At 72.9% G+C, this 18,411-nt stretch carries 14 protein-coding genes; 6 read left to right on the top strand and 8 right to left on the bottom strand.

Annotation, left to right across the window (positions count from 1 at the left end; genetic code table 11):
- Positions 1-68: 68 nt before the first annotated feature.
- The 3 genes from A3IG_RS0109975 to A3IG_RS0109965 are packed head-to-tail and all read right to left on the bottom strand — an operon-like array spanning position 69 to position 3,258.
- Positions 69-941: a sugar phosphate isomerase/epimerase family protein gene (locus A3IG_RS0109975; RefSeq protein ID WP_018383418.1), complete on the bottom strand. Its 873-nt coding sequence runs from the start codon at positions 939-941 to the stop codon at positions 69-71.
- Positions 938-2,104 (bottom strand): dihydrodipicolinate synthase family protein, encoded by a 1,167-nt coding sequence (locus A3IG_RS0109970; RefSeq protein ID WP_018383417.1) that lies wholly within the window; start codon positions 2,102-2,104, stop codon positions 938-940. Before A3IG_RS0109970 ends, A3IG_RS0109975 begins: the two co-directional genes overlap by 4 nt.
- Complete coding sequence (locus A3IG_RS0109965) at positions 2,101-3,258, bottom strand: Gfo/Idh/MocA family protein (RefSeq protein WP_026220096.1); 1,158 nt, start codon at positions 3,256-3,258, stop codon at positions 2,101-2,103. The genes A3IG_RS0109970 and A3IG_RS0109965 overlap by 4 nt, the downstream gene beginning before the upstream one ends.
- Before the next feature lie 196 nt (positions 3,259-3,454).
- Between A3IG_RS0109965 and A3IG_RS0109960 the strand changes: the two genes are divergently transcribed.
- The gene (locus tag A3IG_RS0109960) at positions 3,455-4,507 is read left to right on the top strand and encodes a LacI family DNA-binding transcriptional regulator (protein ID WP_018383415.1); all 1,053 of its coding nucleotides are present in this window, start codon (positions 3,455-3,457) and stop codon (positions 4,505-4,507) included.
- Between the two features lie 36 nt (positions 4,508-4,543).
- Here the strand turns inward: A3IG_RS0109960 and A3IG_RS0109955 are convergent, their stop codons facing one another.
- Positions 4,544-5,068, bottom strand: coding sequence for a GNAT family N-acetyltransferase (locus tag A3IG_RS0109955; protein ID WP_018383414.1), 525 nt, complete (start codon positions 5,066-5,068; stop codon positions 4,544-4,546).
- Between the two features lie 147 nt (positions 5,069-5,215).
- On the opposite strand from A3IG_RS0109955, the gene A3IG_RS0109950 reads away from it, so the two are divergent.
- The 3 genes from A3IG_RS0109950 to A3IG_RS0109940 all read left to right on the top strand — a co-directional run bounded on the left by A3IG_RS0109950 (position 5,216) and on the right by A3IG_RS0109940 (position 9,348).
- Positions 5,216-6,133 (top strand): bifunctional helix-turn-helix transcriptional regulator/GNAT family N-acetyltransferase, encoded by a 918-nt coding sequence (locus A3IG_RS0109950; RefSeq protein WP_018383413.1) that lies wholly within the window; start codon positions 5,216-5,218, stop codon positions 6,131-6,133.
- A 148-nt stretch (positions 6,134-6,281) separates the two neighbouring features.
- Positions 6,282-7,157, top strand: a complete 876-nt coding sequence (locus tag A3IG_RS0109945; protein ID WP_157862326.1) for a hypothetical protein — start codon at positions 6,282-6,284, stop codon at positions 7,155-7,157.
- A gap of 343 nt (positions 7,158-7,500) precedes the next feature.
- Entirely contained in the window at positions 7,501-9,348 is a 1,848-nt protein-coding gene (locus A3IG_RS0109940) for a glycoside hydrolase family 3 protein (RefSeq protein WP_018383411.1), read from the top strand.
- A gap of 68 nt (positions 9,349-9,416) precedes the next feature.
- On the opposite strand, the gene A3IG_RS0109935 is transcribed toward A3IG_RS0109940, so the two are convergent.
- Entirely contained in the window at positions 9,417-13,208 is a 3,792-nt protein-coding gene (locus A3IG_RS0109935; protein WP_026220094.1) for an ABC transporter ATP-binding protein, read from the bottom strand.
- Positions 13,209-13,413: 205 nt separating this feature from the next.
- On the opposite strand from A3IG_RS0109935, the gene A3IG_RS0109930 reads away from it, so the two are divergent.
- Positions 13,414-14,223 (top strand): phosphatase, encoded by an 810-nt coding sequence (locus A3IG_RS0109930; RefSeq protein WP_018383409.1) that lies wholly within the window; start codon positions 13,414-13,416, stop codon positions 14,221-14,223.
- Positions 14,224-14,369: 146 nt separating this feature from the next.
- On the opposite strand, the gene A3IG_RS0109925 is transcribed toward A3IG_RS0109930, so the two are convergent.
- The 3 genes from A3IG_RS0109925 to A3IG_RS0109915 form a co-directional block, all read right to left on the bottom strand.
- Entirely contained in the window at positions 14,370-14,879 is a 510-nt protein-coding gene (locus A3IG_RS0109925; RefSeq protein ID WP_018383408.1) for a GNAT family N-acetyltransferase, read from the bottom strand.
- Positions 14,880-14,965: 86 nt separating this feature from the next.
- Positions 14,966-15,481 carry a GNAT family N-acetyltransferase gene (locus A3IG_RS0109920; RefSeq protein ID WP_018383407.1) on the bottom strand — a complete coding sequence of 172 codons (516 nt, stop codon included), beginning with the start codon at positions 15,479-15,481 and terminating at the stop codon, positions 14,966-14,968.
- A gap of 203 nt (positions 15,482-15,684) precedes the next feature.
- Positions 15,685-16,326, bottom strand: a complete 642-nt coding sequence (locus A3IG_RS0109915) for an SACE_7040 family transcriptional regulator (RefSeq protein ID WP_018383406.1) — start codon at positions 16,324-16,326, stop codon at positions 15,685-15,687.
- Positions 16,327-16,686: 360 nt separating this feature from the next.
- Here A3IG_RS0109915 and A3IG_RS0109910 point away from each other — a divergent pair, with 360 nt between their 5' ends.
- Positions 16,687-18,348 carry a carboxyl transferase domain-containing protein gene (locus tag A3IG_RS0109910; RefSeq protein ID WP_026220092.1) on the top strand — a complete coding sequence of 554 codons (1,662 nt, stop codon included), beginning with the start codon at positions 16,687-16,689 and terminating at the stop codon, positions 18,346-18,348.
- Positions 18,349-18,411 lie beyond the last annotated feature (63 nt).

Below are 18,411 nucleotides of genomic sequence, written 5' to 3'. Positions count from 1 at the left end.
ACGTTACCTCCGGTGCGCGACACCCCGCGGGGGCCTGTGGATAACCCACCGGGCCGGGCCACTGGGCATCAGCCGGGGACCGCGCACACCTCCTGGTAGCGGGAGACGACCTCGGCCAGCACCTCGGTGCCGTCACGCGCCCACAGGGCGGGGTTGAAGATCTCGACTTCGACGGGCCCGCGGTAGCCCGCCGCGGCGACCCGCTCGGCGAACCAGCGGAAGTCCACCGACCCGTCGCCGAGCTGTCCCCGGCCCAGCAGCACGCCCTCCGGCAGCGGGGTGACCCAGTCGGCGAGCTGGAAGGCGGCGATCCGGTCCCCCGCCCTGGCGAGCTGGTCGCCCACCGTGTCGTCCCACCACAGGTGGTAGGTGTCCACCACCACGCCGACCTGCTCGACCGGGAAGCGTTCCGCGAGGTCGAGGGCCTGGGCGAGCGTGGACACCACGCAGCGGTCGGCGGCGTACATCGGGTGCAGCGGCTCCACGGCGAGCCGCACCGCGCGCTCCGCCGCGTACGGGGCGAGCTCGGCCAGCGCGTCCGCGACCCGCTCCCTGGCCCCGACCAGGTCCCGGTCCCCCGCCGGCAGACCCCCGCTGACCAGCACCAGCGTGTCGGTGCCCAGGGTCGCTGCCTCGTCGATGGCGGCCCGGTTGTCGTCCAGCGCCCGCGCCCGTTCCGCGGGATCGACCGCGGTGAAGAAGCCGCCCCGGCACAGGCTGGTGACCCTCAGCCCCGCCGCCCGCACCAGGGACGCCGCCCGGTCCACCCCGTAGGAGCGCACCGGGTCCCGCCACAGCCCGACCCCCGGCACGCCGGCGGCGGCACAACCCGCGGTCAGCTCGTCCAGGGACCACTGCCGGACGGTCTCCTGGTTCAGGCTCAGCCGGGACAGGCCCGGGCTGCCCGGGCGGGTCGCGGCGCCCCGGTGGTCCCCGGTCACGCCGGCACCCCCGCGACGTCGAGGAGCGAGCGCATCCGGGCCTCCGCGAGCCCGGGGTCCGGGAACAGTCCCAGCTCGTCGGCGAGTCGGTAGGCGCGCGCCAGGTGCGGGACCGAGCGGGCACCGTGCAGCCCGCCCACCATGTGGAAGTGGTCCTGGTGGCCGGCGAGCCACGCCAGCAGCACCACCCCGGTCTTGTAGTACCTGGTCGGTACTTCGAACAGGTGCCTGGACAGCTCCACCGTGGGGTCCAGCGCCCGCCGGAACGCCGCGGCGTCCCCGCGGTCGAGGTCCCGGACGGCCGCCGCGGCCACCGGGGCGAGCGGATCGAAGACGCCCAGCAGGGCGTGGCTGAACCCCCGGCCGTCGCCCTCGATCAGCTCCGGGTAGTGGAAGTCGTCGCCGGTGTAGCAGCGCACCCCGTGCGGCAGCCTCCGCCGCAGGTCCACCTCCCGCTCGGCGTCCAGCAGGGAGATCTTCACCCCGTCCACCCTGTCCGGGTGTTCGGCGATGACCTGGAGGAACGTGGTGGTGGCCGCGTCCAGGTCGGCGCTGCCCCAGTAGCCCTCGAGCGCCGGATCGAACATGGGCCCGAGCCAGTGCAGGATCACCGGCTCGGACGCCTGCCGCAGGAGCCGCCCGTAGACCTCGAGGTAGTCCTCGGGGCCGCGGGCCACCGCCGCCAGCGCCCGGCTGGCCATCAGGACGGACCGGCCGCCGGCTCCCTCCACCACCTCCAACTGCTCCTCGTACGCGGCGAGCACCGCGTGGAGGTCCTTCACCTGGTCGAGCTGGTCGGTGCCGACCCCGCAGACGATCGCCCCGCCGACCGAGGCGGCCTCGGCGCAGGAGCGACGGATCAGCTCGGCCGCCGTCGGCCAGTCCAGGCCCATGCCCCGCTGCGCGGTGTCCATCGCCTCGGCCACCCCGAGCCCCAGACCCCACAGGTGCCGGCGGAAAGCCAGGGTCGCGTCCCAGTCCACCGCGGCCCGTCCGCTCCCCGCGCCGCCGAAGTGCACCTCGCCCAGCGGGTCGGCGACCACGTGCGCGGCTGAGAACACCCGGCGGCTGCGCAGCGGCCCCGCGGCCCCGGAGGACCGGGGGGCGGAGGCGCGCGGCCGGTGGGGGACGAGTCGGCCGTGGGCGTCGGGCAGCCTGATCACCGGATCTCCTCCAGCGCCGGAACGTTCAGTCGGCGCCCGGTCGCCGAGGACTCCAGCCCGAGCTGGGCGAGCTGCACGCCTCGGGCGCCGGCCAGCAGGTCCCAGGACCACGGCTCGTCGAGCACCACGTGGCGCAGGAACAGCTCCCACTGCGCCCTGAACCCGTTGTCGAACCCGGCGTTGTCCGGCACCACCGACCACTGGTCGCGGAACGACTCGGTGGCGGGCAGGTCGGGGTTCCACACCGGCTTGGGGGTCGTCGAACGGTGCTGCACCCGGCACTGGCGCAGTCCGGCGACGGCGCTGCCGTGGGTGCCGTCCACCTGGAACTCCACCAGCTCGTCCCGGTCCACCCGGACCGACCACGAGGAGTTGATCTGCGCCACGATGCCGCCCTCGAGTTCGAAGGTCCCGTACGCGGCGTCGTCGGCCGTGGCGGCGTACTGCCGCCCCCGTTCGTCCCAGCGCACCGGCAGGTGTGTGGTGACCAACGCCTGCACCGAGCGCACCGGACCGAACAGCTCGTGCAGCACGTACTCCCAGTGCGGGAACATGTCCATGGTGATCCCGCCGCCGTCCTCGGCCCGGTAGTTCCACGACGGGCGCTGCGCCTCCTGCCAGTCGCCCTCGAACACCCAGTAGCCGAACTCCCCGCGCACGGACAGGATCCGCCCGAAGAACCCGCCGTCCACCAGGCGCTTGAGCTTGCGCAGTCCCGGCAGGAACAGCTTGTCCTGGACCACACCGTTCTTCACCCCGGCCGCGCGGGCCAACCGGGCGAGTTCCAGGGCTCCGTTGAGGTCCACCGCGGTGGGCTTCTCGCAGTAGACGTGCTTGCCCGCGGCGATGGCCCTGCGCACCGCCGACTGCCGGGCGGAGGTCACCTGTGCGTCGAAGTAGACCTCCACGTCCGGGTCGGCCAGGGCGTCGTCCAGGCTGGTGGTCCACCGGGAGAGGCCGTGCCGCTCGGCCATGGCGCGGAGCTTGGCCTCGTTCCGCCCGACCAGCAGTGGCTCCGGCCACACCACCTGTCCGTCCCCCAGGTCCAACCCGCCCTGTTCGCGGATGGCCAACAGGGAGCGGACCAGGTGCTGGCGGTAGCCCATGCGGCCGGTCACGCCGTTCATGGCCACTCCCACGGTCCTGCGCGTCACGTACTCGTCCCCTTCGCCCCGATGTATCGGTGTGCTGCCTCGACGGGCCGGACCCGCCGGCCCCGAGGGTAGAAAGCGCTTTCTTTCCCTGGGCAACGGTAACCCTCCGTGCGGGCCTCTTCAAGCCCCGGGGGCCACCAGGACGAGGGTGAGACCATGGTTCGCCAGGAGCGACGACCGAAGGAAAGGCCAGCGTGTGGCAGCAACCCTCGCCGATGTCGCACGACGCGCGGGCGTCTCGGCGGCGACGGTCTCCCGGGTCCTCAACGACAACTACCCGGTGGCCCCGGCCACCCGCCAGCGGGTGCTGCGCGCCGTCCAGGAACTCGAGTATGTGATCAACGGCAACGCCAGGGCGCTCGCGGCCAGCACGTCCGACCTGATCGGGGTGCTGGTCAACGATGTCGCGGACCCGTTCTTCGGGCTGATCGCCAGTGGCGTGCAGTCGGAGACCGGCGGGGACAAGCTGGCCGTCGTCTGCAACACGACCGGGGCTCCGGACCGGGAGCTGAACTACCTCACCCTGCTCCAGCGCCAACGGGCCGCCGGCGTCGTGCTCAGCGGCAGCGCGATCGAGGAACCCGAGCACATCCACGCCGTCACCGAACGTCTCCGCCGGCTGGCCGCCGCCGGCACCAGGATCGTCCTGTGCGGACGTCCCCCGCTGCCCGGCCTCGCCGGGGGCGGCGACGACGCGAAGGTCGCCACCCTGGCGTTCGCCAACAGGGACGGCGCCAGGGAACTCACCGAGCACCTGCTCGCCCTCGGCCACCGACGGATCGGCTACGTCGCCGGTCCCGCCGACCGCACCACCACCCGTCACCGCCTCGAGGGACACCGGGCCGCACTGGCGGCACGCGGCATGGGCGCGGGCTCCGGACGACTGATCGCGCACTGCGCCTACGACCGCGCCTCGGGCCGGCGGGCGACCCTGGCGCTGCTCGACGCGGAACCGGGGCTGACCGCCATCGCCGCCGCGAACGACACCATGGCCCTGGGCGTGTGCGCGGCGCTGCGCGAACGGGGGCTGCGCATCCCCGACGACGTCTCGGTGACCGGCTTCGACGACCTGCCGTTCAGCGCGGACGCGTTCCCCGGGCTCACCACCGTGAGACTGCCGCTCTACCAGGCGGGCGCCCTGGCCGGGCGCCTGCTCATGGGACACGAGTCACCGCCGCCCGACGGCCTGGTCACCATCCCGGCCGAGGTGGTCCGCCGCGACTCGACCGCCCCGCCCCGGCGCCCGTGAGGCGCCCCTCCGCCCCTGGAGGCGCCCCGGGTCCGGTCAGCGGACCGCGCTCCTCGGCCCGGCGGGCGGCGGGGGCACGGCGGGCCGCAGCGGCTTCGCGTAGCAGCGGCTGAGCTTCGCGAAGCGGTAGAAGCCGAACTTCGCGCACGGCTGGTAGCCGCTGGACAGGTAGAGGGAGATGGCCTCCGGCTGCTTCGTGCCGGTCTCCAGGACCATCCGGGTACGACCCGCGGCTCGCGCGTCGTCCTCCAGTGCGGCGAGCACCCTCCGGGACAGTCCGCGACCGCGCGCCTCGGGGACCACGTACATGCGCTTGATCTCCGCGTCGCCGTCCACGTACCCCTCGCCGTTGGCGTCCTGGCTGCGCCAGCCCCCGGTGGCGATCGGGGTGCCCTGGCCGTCGTAGACGACGAGGAACAGGCCCCGCGGCGGGTCGAACATGGCCGGGGCGAGGGGCGTGGCGTCGCCGTCGTCCCCGTACCGCTCGGCGTACTCGAGCTGCACCCGGTCGTTGAGGGCCACGGCGTCGGGGTGACCGAAGGAGACCGTCCGGAAATCCATACATTTCATTGTAGTTCTATGCAACGACAGACAGCGGGCGGGTGCGCCCGGCAGCTCCCGCACGACCGTTTCCGCGAATCCCCTTTCCCTCCGGGCGCCACCCCGGCTATAACGTTGACTCAGTCAAGGGATTTCGTGGGGTAGGCGATGACCGTTGCGATCGTCCGTGAGTTCAACCGCTACTACACCAGGGTCATCGGCGCCCTGGACTACGAGAGCCACCTGGGTACGCCCTACTCCCTGACCGAGGCCAGGGTGCTCTACGAGCTGGCGCGACGGGAGGTCACCGAGGTGCCGGCCCTGCGCTCGGCGCTGTCCCTGGACGCCGGCTACCTCAGCCGGCTGCTCGGCCGGTTCGAGGAACGGGGCCTGGTCGTCAGGGAGCGCTCCGCCTCCGACGCCCGGCGGCAACTCGTGCGGCTCACCGCGTCCGGCCGGGAGGAGGCGGCCCTGCTGGACCACCGCTCCGAAGCAGCCGTCTCGGGGCTCCTCGCCACCCTCTCCCCCGCCGACCGCGCCCGGTTGACCGCCGGGATGCGCACGGTCAGCGGGGTGCTCCAGGGGGCCGCCGCCGACCGCCCCCGCGGCTACCTGGTGCGGGAGCCCGCCCCGGGCGACATCGGCTGGGTGATCCACCGTCACGGCGCCGTCTACGCCGCGGAGTACGGCTGGAACGGCGAGTTCGAGGCCCTGGTGGCCCGGATCGCCACCGAGTTCGCCGAACGGCGGGACCCCCGGCGGGAACGCGCCTGGATCGCCGAGGTGGACGGGGAGCCCGCGGGCAGCGTGTTCGCGGTCCGCGGCGAGCAGGAGGGCGTCGCCCTGCTGCGGTTGTTGCTGGTGGAGCCGAGGGCGCGCGGCTTGGGCGTCGGTGGCCGCCTGGTCGAGGAGTGCGTCGCCTTCGCCCGCGCCGCGGGCTACCGCGAGCTGCGTCTGTTCACCATGGCCAACCTGCACGCGGCCCACCGCATCTACCGGCGGGCCGGGTTCGTCCTCGAGTCGAGCACGCCGTGCCGGGCCTACGGGAAGGAGTTGGAGAGTCAGGACTGGCGGCTGCCACTCTGAACGGGACGGGACCGCCACCGGCCGCCCCCGGCACACGAGGAGGACATCGGGCGTGTCCAAGCCCCGACATTCCACGTGGACAGCGCAAAATGACCAGGTGCCCGCTCACTCCGGGGAACCGAAACCGCGGCGTCCCCGTCCCATGGCCATGTTCACACCTGCCCGCATCGCAGCGGCCGGGCTGTTGGCGGCACTGGCCGCCGGCGCCGCCGCCTGCGGTGGCACGCCAGCGGGCGCCGAGTCCGGGAAGGGCCCGGCCCCGCAACGGATCGCCTCCCCACCGCTGTACTTCCAGAACAGCGATCGTCCACCGCAGCAGGTCCGCACCGTCCTGCGGACGCGCGAGGACGTCGCCCGCTTCCCCGACTGGTTCGCCCGGCCGTCCGGCGACAGCACGATGGCCGAGGGCATCGCCGCCGGTCTGCGGAAGGCCGACCTGTCGCGGAACGTCGTGGTGGCCTACACGACCGACACCGGGTGCGGCACGGCCGGCGGTGCCGAGCTCGTCGCCTCGGGCAACCAGCTCGACCTGCGCCTGCTCGACCACCCCGCCCCGCCGCCCGAGTGCTACGCCCCGAACGCCGTGACGGCACTGTTCGAGGTGGACAGGGACCGGATGCCCGCCGACCCCGTCTTCGGCCCCGACCGGGAGGCGCCCGATCCGCCCGCCCCGGCGAGGCTGGTCGCCTTCGCCGAGGTCGAGGGGGCGGTCGAGCCCCGGGTAGAGCCGCAGGCGGACGTCACCGACGGGGCCCGTCTCGACGGCTACCTGGCGCGGTTGCCGTCCCGGACCGCCGACGAGCTGCGCCGCGAGGTGGCGGGCGGCACCGTCCCGGAGCAGGAACGGCGCCTGGCGTTCGTCGTCAGTGGCTGCCGACTGACCGGCGCCGAGCTGGTGCGGTCGGAGGAGGGCCCGCTGGCCGTGCGGCCCGTCGGGGGCGAGACGGTGCGGTGCGTCCGCGCCGAGCACTACGTCGCGGTCTTCACCGTTCCCGCATCGCTGGCGCCGGTCCCCCCGCGCTGACCCGAGCGGACGCCCCCGCGCGCAGGTGCCCGGCCGAGGCGGTCCAACGAGACTCGACGCCAGGGGATTGACCGGAAATTACTTTCGAACAACACTGATGCACCTGCAAGTTTCCTTCACTCCCCGGGCGGCACGGCACCCAGGACCCGCCCTCCCTGGGGCCGGGTGCCCGGGACCCGTTCCGGGCTTCCCGCCCCGGATCGCCGATGTCCGGACGGACGGCCCCCGGACGGTTGGCCGCTGGATGCCGGCTGCCTGACGGCCGGTCACCCAGATCCAGGACGGGCCGTCAGGACACGACGGCCGCACCGGGCGAGCCCTGTTCTGGCCGGAAGGAGCACCAGTGCAGCACCAAGACCCCCGCCACAGACCCTCCCGCCGCACCCTGTTGACCGCCACCGCGGTGGCCACCGCGTCGCTCGCCTCCCTGTCCGGACCCGCGTTCGCCGTGGGAGCCACGGGCAGCCAGACCGGCGACGCCGGTGACGACCGCGACAGGGTCGCGGCGCTCCTGGGCCGGATGAGCCTGGAGGAGAAGGTCGGCCAGCTCTTCGTGATGCGGGTCTACGGGTCGTCAGCCAGCGATCCCGCGCCGGAGGACGTGGCGGCCAACCGCAAGGAGATCGGCGTCGACAACGCCGTCCAGCTCATCGAGCGGTACCACGTGGGCGGCATCATCTACTTCGCCTGGGCGCACAACACCCGCGACCCGCACCAGATCGCGGACCTGTCCAACGGCATCCAGCGGGCGGGCCAGGCCCAGCGCACGCCGATCCCGTTGATGATCTCCGTGGACCAGGAGCACGGCTCGGTGGCCAGGATCGGCGCGCCGGCGACGATGTTCCCCGGGGCCATGGCCCTGGGTGCGGACGGCCGCGCCAGGGACAGCCGGATCGCCGCGCTGATCGCCGGGAGCGAGCTGGCCGCGATGGGCGTCCGTCAGAACTACGCCCCGGTCGCCGACGTCAACGTCAACGCGGCCAACCCGGTCATCCACATCCGCTCGTTCGGCGCGGACCCCGAGGCCGTCGCAGACCTGGTCGCCGCCCAGGTGGACGGCTACCAGCGGGCCGGGATCGCCTCCTGCGCCAAGCACTTCCCCGGCCACGGCGACACCCGGAAGGACAGTCACTTCGAGCTGCCGATCATCCACCACACCCGCGAGGAGTGGGAGCGGCTGGACGCCCCGCCGTTCCGCGCGGCGATCGACCGGCGCATCGACAGCATCATGACGGCGCACATCGTGGTGCCGGCCCTCGACCCGTCCGGCGACCCGGCGACGCTGTCCCGGCCGATCCTGACCGGGGTGCTCCGCGAGGAGCTGGGCTACGACGGAGTCGTGATCACCGACTCCCTCGGCATGGAGGGGGTCCGGGAGAAGTACGGGGACGACCGGGTGCCGGTGCTGGCCCTGAAGGCCGGCTGTGACCAGTTGCTCAACCCGCCGAACCTGAACGTGGCCTGGAACGCGGTGTTGGACGCCGTCCACCGCGGGGAACTCACCGAGGAGCGCCTCGACCAGTCGTTGCGGCGCATCCTGGAGCTGAAGCTGCGCCGGGGCCTGTTCCGCGAACCGTACGTGTCCCACGCGGAGGTGCAGCGCACGGTGGGCAACGCCCAGCACCTCGCCGCGGCGGACAAGATCACCGAGCGGACCACCACCCTGCTGCGCAACGAGGGCGGGCTGCTGCCGCTCACCGATCGCCACCGCACGGTGCTGGTGGTCGGGGCCGACCCGGCCTCCCCCTCGGGCACCGGTGGCCCGCCCACCACCGTGCTGGCCAGGGCGCTGACCGCGCTGGGCCACCCCGCGGACGCGCTGTCCACCGGCACCACGCCCGACCGCGCGACGATCGACCGGGCGGTGGCCGCGGCCGGCACCCATGACGTCGTGGTGGTCACCACGGCCGACGTCGCCGCGGAGTCGGGTCAGCAGGCGCTGGTGCGGGCGCTGGTCGCCGCAGGTCGGCCGGTGGTGCACCTGGCCATCAGGAAGCCGTACGACCTCGCGTACCTGACGGAGGTCGGGGTGTCCCTGGCCACCTACTCCTGGACGGACGTGGCGATGCGGGCCGTCGCCAAGGTGATCGCGGGGGAGGTCTCGCCCACCGGGAAGCTCCCCGTCCCGATCCCCAGCGCCGACGACCCGGACGCGACGCTGTACCCGTTGGGGCACGGCCTGCGCTGGTGAGGTCGAGCGCGGTCCGACGGCGGCCGGGCCGCCGTCGGACCGCCGTGGTCAGACTCGGACCGCCGTGGTCAGACCACGGCCTCCGCCGCCTGCTCCGCCTCCCCGGTGAAGGTGCGCCACAGCCGCGCGTAACGCCCGTCGGCCGCCAGCAGCTCCTGGTGGGTGCCGTCCTCGACGACCCTGCCGTGGTCCAGCACCACCACCCGGTCCGCCCGGGCCGCGGTGGTGAGGCGGTGCGCCACCACCAGGGTGGTGCGGCGGCCGGCGAGGCGTTCCGTGGCCTGGTTCACCAGGCCCTCGGTGGCCAGGTCGAGTGCCGCGGTGGCCTCGTCGAGCAGCAGCAGGTCCGGTTCGACCAGTTCGGCCCTCGCCAGCGCGAGGAGCTGCCGCTGTCCGGCCGAGAGGTTCCTCCCGCGCTCGCTCACCCGGTGCAGGTAGCCACCGTCCAGGGTGGCGACCATGGCGTGGGCACCCACCGCCCGGGCCGCGGCCTCCACCTGCTCGTCGGTGGCGTCCGGACGGCCGTACGCGATGGCGTCGCGGACCGTGCCGGGGAAGAGGAACGGCTCCTGGGGGACGACGCCCAGGCGCTGCCGGTACCCGGTCAGGTCGAAGTCGCGCACGTCCACGCCGTCCACCAGGACCGTGCCCGAGGTCGGGTCGTAGAACCGGGCGACCAGTTTGACCAGCGTGGACTTGCCCGCGCCGGTCTCCCCGACGAACGCCACCGTCTGCCCCGCGGGGATGCTCAGCGACACCCCGTCCAGCGCCTGCTGCTCGTTCTTGTCCCCTGCGTAGGAGAACCGCACGTCCTGGAACTCCACCGTGCCGTCCAGGGCGGGCACCGGCACCGGCTGGGCCGACTGCGGGGTCGCCGTGGGCAGCCGCAGCAGTTCCCTGATGCGGCCGAGGGAGACCGCGGCCTGCTGGTAACCGTCGAACACCTGGGAGAGCTGCTGCACCGGGGCGAAGAACAGGTCGATGTAGAGCAGGTAGGCGACCAGGGCGCCCGCCGAGAGCGTTCCTCCGCTGACCCGGCCCGCCCCCACGATCAGCACCAGGGCCGCGGCCAGGGACGACAGGAGCTGGACGAAGGGGAAGTACACCGATATGTACCACTGCCCCCGGATGCGGGCCTGCCGGTAGCCGTCGCTCTCCGCGGCGAACGCCTGGGCACTGGCCTCCTCCCGGCGGAACGCCTGGACCACGCGGAGGCCGGCGACGTTCTCCTGGAGCGCCGCGTTGACCACGGCGACCCGCTCCCTGGCCTGCTCGTAGGCCGCGGCCGCCGCGCGCCGGAAGTAGTACGTGCCCAGCACGAGGAGGGGCAGCGTGGCGAAGACCAGCAGGGCCAGTTCCACATCGAGGACGAGCAACGCCACGAAGATCCCGCCGAACGTGAACAGGCTGACGGCCGCCGTGACCAGACCGGTCTGGAGGAACGTGGACAGCGCGTCCACGTCAGTGGTCATCCGGGTCATGATGCGGCCGGACAGCTCGCGTTCGTAGTAGTCAAGGCCGAGCCGCTGCAACTGGGCGAAGATCTTGACCCGCAGCGCGTAGAGGACGCGCTCGCCGGTCCTCCCGGTGGTCCGGATCTCCCCCGTCTGGGCGGCCCACTGGACCAGGACGACGGCCACCCCCGCCAGTGACGCGGTCCACACCGCGCCGAGCGCCAGTTGCTGCACGCCCTCGTCGATGCCGTGCCGGATCAGCACCGGGAGCAGCAGTCCGGCGAGCGCGTCCACCGCGACCAGCAGGAAGCTCAGCAGCAGGGGGCGCCGGAAGTCCCGCAGGATGCTGCGCAGGCCGAAGTCGGAATCGGCGGCCCTGGCGGCCCCCTCGTCCACCTGGGGGAGGTCGTCCGCCGGGGGCAGGGCGGCCACCCGCTCCAGCAGTTCCGGGGTGGCGGGCATCCCCGCCAGGGCGGCGGCGACCCCGGGCGGACCCGCGGGCCCCGCCGGACCCGGCGTCGAGGTGGCGGCTCCGGCGGCAGCCCCGCCGCCCCCCTCGGGGGTCTCCTCCCGGCGCCACAGCTCGGGGGTGAGCCCGTCCACCGCGTTCCGGCCGGTGGGCTGCCCGCCGGCCAGCGCCAGCGCCGCCGGATCGGGGGCGCGCACCTCCCCGGCGAGCGCGTCCGGGTCGGTGAGCAGCTCCCGGTACCTGGGGCAACGCTGCTCCAGCTCGTCGTGGGTCCCCACGTCCACCAGCCGCCCGGAGTCCAGTACCGCGATCCGGTCGGCGAGCAGCAGGGTGGAGCGGCGGTGGGCGATCAGCAGGGTGGTGCGCCCGCGCATGACCTCGCGCAGGGCGTCATGGATCTCCGCCTCGACCTGGGCGTCCACCGCCGAGGTGGCGTCGTCGAGCAGCAGCAGCCGGGGGTCGGTGAGGATCGCCCGGGCCAGGGCGATGCGCTGGCGCTGCCCACCTGACAGGGTCAGGCCCTGCTCGCCGACGACGGTGTCGTAGCCGCCGGGCAGGGCCCGGATGAACCCGTCGGCCTGGGCGGCCCGGGTCGCGGCGAGCATCTGCTCCTCCGTGGCGTCCGGGCGGCCGAACAGGATGTTGGCGCGCACCGTGTCGGAGAACAGGAAGCTGTCCTCGGGCACGATGCCCATCGCCGCGCGCAGCGAGTCGCTGGTGAGGTCGCGCACGTCATGGCCGCCGAGCCGCACCGCTCCCGACGTCACGTCGTAGAAGCGGGGCAGCAGCATGGAGACGGTGGACTTGCCGGACCCCGACGCGCCGACCACCGCGAGGGTCTCCCCCGGCTCGATGCGCAGGCTCAGGTCCCGCAGGACGGGGCGCTGCTCGTCGTACCCGAAGGTGACCCGGTCGAACTCGACGGTCGCCGGGGCGTCCTTCGGCAGTGCCCGGGCGTCCGGGCGGTCGTGGATCAGCGGCTCGGTGTCGATCAGCTCGTAGACCCGCTCCACGCCGGCGCGGGCCTGCTGGCCCACGGTGAGGATCATGGTCAGCATCCGCACCGGCCCGGTGAGCTGGGCGAGGTACGTGGAGAACGCCACGAACGTGCCCAGGGTGACCTGCCCCCGGGTCGCCATCCAGCCGCCCAGTGCCAGCATGCCGACCTGGCCGAGCGCCGGGACGGCCTGGAGCCCGGGGTTGTAGCGGCTGGTGAGCTTGATGGTGCGCAGCCGGGCACCGAACAGGTTGCGGCTGACCCGCCGCAGCTTGGCCATCTCCTGTTCTTCCTGCCCGAACCCCTTGACCACGCGGACCCCGGTCACCGCCCCGTCCACGATCCCGGCGACGGCCGCGGCCTGGCCCTGGGCGTACCAGGTGGCGGGGTAGAGCCGCTTGCGGCTGCGGTCGGCCAGGAACCACAGCGCCGGAGCGACGGCCAACGCCACCAGGGTGAGCATCGGGGAGAGGGTGAGCATCACCACCAGGGACAACACGAAGAGCAGCACGTTGCCGATCATCATCGGCAGCATGAAGAGGAGTCCCTGGATGAGCTGGAGGTCCGAGGTGGCGCGCCCGACCACCTGCCCGGTGTCCAGTTCGTCCTGACGCGCGCCGTCCAGTCGGCCGAGCGACCGGTACATGGCCGTGCGCAGGTCGTGTTGCACGTCCAGGGCGAGACGCCCGCCGTAGTAGCGCCGGACGTACGTGAGCCCGTAGACCGCGAGCGCCGCGACCACCAGGAGCACCGCCCAGGGCGCCAGGGGGCGGGAGCCGTCCACGATGACGTCGTCGATGATCAGCTTCGGGATCAGCGGGACCAGCGCGGTCACGCCCATCCCGAGGAGGGAGGCTCCGAACGCCAGCAGCACGTTCCGGCGGTACCGCCAACACTGTTGGGACAGCCGTTGCAACCAGCCCTGAGTCCGCCCTGTCACCCGCCACCTCCGTACCCGCACACCCGTCCGAGGACTCCAACCGGTCCACCGGACCTTCCATTCCCGACCGGCCCGGATGCGGGATCGACCGTGCCGGGCGGACGGTGTGCGGACCGGACAGGAGCGGACAGGAAGTGACGCGTGCCACCCGCGCGGTGGGGCGCGGCCCGGCCGGGGATCGTCGTCGGCGTTGGACAATGTCAGCATGTCGACACCTCCCGTCCCCGCCCCCGTCCCCACCCGAACCCAGCTCATCGATCACCTGGTCAGGACCCGGATAGCCGGCGACGTGGCCACTCCCCGTGAGAACAACCGCGCGCACTACAAGGAACTGGTCGAGGGAAACCGTCACTACTGGCTCGGCCTGGAGTTCGGTGACCGCTGGACGGACGAGCACGCCGTCCTCTCGGTCATGGCGGAACGCTGCGGCGTGGTGGCCGACCCCGACTACCGGGTGGGTCAGGACACCATCGATCCCGAGCTGACCGTGGACGCCCTCGACCGGATGGCGGTGGCCCTGCGCAAGGCCGCCGAGGGCCGGCACCGGGTGCTGGTCGCCACCGGCCACCCGGCGGGGCTGCTCCCCGTCCACCAGGCGGTGGCCGTCGCGTTGAAGGCCGTGGGCTGCACCCTGTACGCGCTGCCGTCCCGCAAGCTCTACGCGGACGAGGGCGACATCCGCCAGGTGGGCGACGTCGCGATGATCCACCGCCAGGGCAGTCTGATGCACACCCACTCGCCGGAACCGATGGCCACGATCCTGGCCGCGCTGGAGGAGGACGGCGAGCCGCTGCCGGACCTGGTCCTGGCCGACCACGGCTGGGCGGGCCGCGCCGGTCAGTGCGGCATCAGCACGGTGGGCTTCGCGGACTGCAACGACCCCGCGCTGTTCCTGGGCGAGGCGGAGGGAACCCTGGCAGCGGTGGTACCGCTGGACGACAACGTGCCGCCGCAGTTCTACGCACCGATGACCGCCTACCTGCTGGACACCGCGGGGCTGCTCCACGAGGAGTGATCCGCCCGCCGTCCGGCCGCGCCGACGCCCGGGGCGGCCCCGGCCGAACGGCCCGGTGCCGGTAGGCGGGAGGCGCGGGGACGGGGCGGGGGCGGCAAGGGGTACGGGGACGGGGCGGGGGTGCGACCGCACCCCCGCCCCTCCGGTCAGATGCCGAACGGCGCCGCGTAGCGGATGGTTCCGCCGGGGAGCGGTCGGTCGGCACGCAGGGTCAGCGCCATCAGCGCCTCGTCCGGCACGTCGATGGTCACCCGGATGCCGTACCGGGACGCGGGGGCGAACCCGAACCTGGGGTAGTAGGTGGGGTGTCCCAGCACGACGACGTGGGCCTCCCCCATCCCGTCGGCGGCCTCGAGCGCGGCACGGACGGCCGCCGACCCGACGCCGGTGCCCTGGTGCTCGGGGAGCACCGCCACGGGCCCCAGGCACAGGGCCGGTGCGTCGCCGATGTGACAACGGGTCAGCAGGGCGTGGCCGACGGGTCGTCCGTCCCGGTCCGTGGTGACGACGGACAGGCCGTCGATCCAGGAGGAGTCGGCGCGGAGCGCCTCCACCAGGTCGGCTTCCAGGGGGGTTTCGAACGCAGCGAGGTCGATGTCACGAATGGCGGGGATGTCGGCGCCGGTCTCGGCGCGCGTGATCCACGTGTGGCTCATGATGTGAAGACGTCCGTTCGTCAGTTTTCGTGGTGATGGTGGTGGTCCTGTGCCGGCGGCCCACCGCGGAGTTGCCCACAGGAGGGCTACGGGCGGGGCGGAACCGTCGCCGTGCGGAAACGGAGCAGGACGGCGGACGCATCGCCGTCGCAGCGCTGCATCCCCGCCTTCTCCAGCACGCGGACCGATGCCGGGTTGGAAGGATCGGTCTGTGCCTGCACGCCGCGCACACCGGGTGCGGTCAGGGCGAACGCCACGAGGGCACGGGTGGCCTCGGACGCGTAGCCGCGGCCCCTCCGGGACACGACGATGCCGTACCCGATCTCGATCAGGCCTTCACTGGGCGGCCAGAACAGGCCGATGGACCCGACGACCAGCCCGCTGGACCGCTCGACGACCAGGCGGTGGCCGTACTCGTGCAGGCCCTCGGGTCGCTCGGTGAGGAAGCCGGCAATGACCCGGTCTCCCTCGGCGGGGAAGTCCTCCGCCCAGTGCGGCAGTCGGGTGCCGTCGAGGACGGCGGTGAGATCGTCGGAAGACCACGGCCGCAGCAACAGGCGGTCAGTGGTCAGGTCGTTACCGGTGCGGAAGAAGGGAGACACGCGACGCTCCTGGTCGTTCTGGACGACCGGGTCGCTGGTTATCCCCGTGCGACCCGGACAAGGACATGCTGAGGAACTGGCTGGCGGGCCATGTTCATCAACCTCCCTTGCCTCGGGACAGTCCGCGGAACGGCCGCGGGGACAGTAACGATACACCGCGTCGCGGTGCGCTCACCGGTGGGGCCCGCGCCGGCCGGCGGGGGCTACTCGCCGCCGACGGCCGAGAAGGCGCCCAGGGCCAGCCGGTGCAGCAGGTCCGCCATCGCGGTGCGGTCCGGCACGGCCCCGCCGCGGGGGACGGCGCTGTGCGGTGTGGAGTTCAGCAGCCCGAAGACCGCGTGCACCGCGGCCCTGGCCTGGGCCTCCGCCACGTGCGGGTGCACCTCGCGGACCACCTCGACCCACAGCTCCACGTACTGGCGCTGGAGCTGCCGCACCAGCTTTCGGTCGGAGTCCCGCAGCCGGTCCAGCTCGCGGTCGTGCAGGGTGATCAGCGGCCGATCGTCGAGGGCGAAGTCGATGTGGCCACGGACCAGCGAGTCCAGGGTGTCCCCGGCGTCCCCCGCCGCCGCCCTGCGCCGCCGGCCCTCGGCCAGCAGCCGCCCGCTGATGCCGACGAGCAGCTCGGCCAGCATCGCGTCCTTGCCCGGGAAGTGCCGGTAGAGGCCGGGACCGCTGATCCCCACGGCGGCGCCTATCTCGTCCACCCCGACACCGTGGAACCCGCGGGAGGCGAACAGCCGGGCGGCTTCGCGCAGGATCTGCTCACGGCGCGAGCCAGCGCGGTCCGCCCGGTCGTCACCCCGGTCGGTCCCGCCTGTCTGGTCGGTCACGGAACTGGACATCTGACCATTGTAGACACCCGGAGTTAGTGTGCGTTAACCTGAACGGACGTTAACGACCACTAACACCTCGCTCTCGCACCACCACCTCGCACCTTCGACCACGCACTTGGACCGCGCACTTCGACACGCAGCACCGACCACGCACCCGCACCGCCGCACAGGCGTGACCCGGGCCTCCGGTCGGCCGTTACCAGCGGACACGCCCTGACAGCCATACGGCCAACGACGCCGTTCGGCCAACGACGCCGTTCGGCCAACGATGCCGTTCGGCCCACAACGCCGTTCAGCCAACGACGGCGTTCAGCCAACGACGCCGTTTAGTCAACGATGCCGTTCACCAGCGAACTTGAGGAGCCGGCGATGGGACAGCAGACCGTCCTCGCCCCCGGGAACACCCGTGCCCCCGTTCTCGGCAGCACGGCCGACGCGGCCTCGGCGGCCTTCCGGAGCAACACCGAGGCCCATGCCGCGCTCGTCGCCGAGTTGCGGGCCAAGCTCGCCGCCGCCCGGCAGGGCGGAGGGGAGCGCTCCCGCGCCCGCCACGTGGCGCGGGGCAAGCTGCTGCCCCGGGACCGGGTGGACACCCTCCTGGACCCCGGCTCACCGTTCCTGGAGCTCGCCCCGCTCGCCGCGGACGGCCTGTACGGCGGCCAGGCCCCGGCCGCGGGCGTGATCGCCGGCATCGGCAGGGTCTCCGGCCGCGAGGTGATGGTGATCGCCAACGACGCCACCGTCAAGGGCGGCACCTACTACCCGATGACGGTGAAGAAGCACCTGCGGGCCCAGGAGGTGGCGCTGGAGAACCGGCTGCCGTGCGTCTACCTGGTGGACTCGGGAGGGGCCTTCCTGCCCATGCAGGACGAGGTCTTCCCCGACCGGGAGCACTTCGGCCGGATCTTCTACAACCAGGCCACCATGTCCGCCCGGGGCATCCCACAGATCGCCGCCGTTCTCGGCTCCTGCACCGCGGGCGGCGCCTACGTCCCCGCGATGAGCGACGAGGCGGTCATCGTGCGGAACCAGGGCACGATCTTCCTCGGTGGCCCGCCACTGGTGAAGGCCGCCACCGGCGAGGTGGTCACCGCGGAGGAGCTGGGCGGGGGCGAGGTGCACTCCAGGATCTCCGGGGTGACCGACCACCTCGCGGAGAACGACGAGCACGCCCTGCGCATCGTCTCCACCATCGTCTCCACCGTCGCGCCCAGAGCGCCACGGCCGTGGGACGTGGCCCCGGTGGAAGATCCGCAGGTGGACCCGGCGGGGATGTACGGGGCGGTCCCCGTGGACCCGCGCACCCCGTACGACGTGCGCGAGGTGATCGCTCGGGTCGTGGACGGCAGCCGGTTCGCGGAGTTCAAGGCCGAGTACGGGCCCACCCTGGTCACCGGCTTCGGCCGGATCCACGGTCATCCGGTGGGGATCGTGGCCAACAACGGCGTCCTGTTCAGCGAGTCCGCGATGAAGGGCGCACACTTCATCGAGCTCTGTGACCAGCGCGGCATCCCCCTGGTGTTCCTCCAGAACATCTCCGGGTTCATGGTGGGTCGCCAGTACGAGTCAGGCGGCATCGCCAAGCACGGCGCCAAGATGGTCACCGCCGTCGCCTGCACCCGGGTCCCCAAGTTGACCGTGGTCATCGGCGGCTCCTACGGTGCCGGCAACTACTCGATGTGCGGGCGGGCCTACTCCCCCCGCTTCCTGTGGATGTGGCCCAACGCCAAGATCTCGGTGATGGGCGGGGAGCAGGCCGCCTCCGTGCTCGCCACCGTCAAGCGTGACCAGCTCGAGGCCCGCGGCGAGTCCTGGCCGACGCAGGACGAGGAGGAGTTCAAGGCGCCCATCCGTGCCCAGTACGAAACCCAGGGGAACGCCTACTACGCCACCGCCCGGCTCTGGGACGACGGCGTGATCGACCCCATGGACACCCGCACGGTGCTCGGCCTCGCCCTGACCGCGTGCGCCAACGCGCCCATCCCACAGCGTGACCCGTCCGCGCCCGGCTACGGCGTCTTCCGGATGTGAGGGGAATCCCGTCGTGACCAGCACCAACACCGGTACCACCGGCTCGTCAGGCCCCGTGGGCCC

Source organism: Wenjunlia vitaminophila DSM 41686 (genome assembly GCF_000380165.1).
Taxonomy (GTDB): Bacteria; Actinomycetota; Actinomycetes; order Streptomycetales; family Streptomycetaceae; genus Wenjunlia; species Wenjunlia vitaminophila.
The sequence above is the reverse complement of the archived record's forward strand: the minus strand, read 5'-3'. Positions and strand labels throughout refer to the sequence as shown.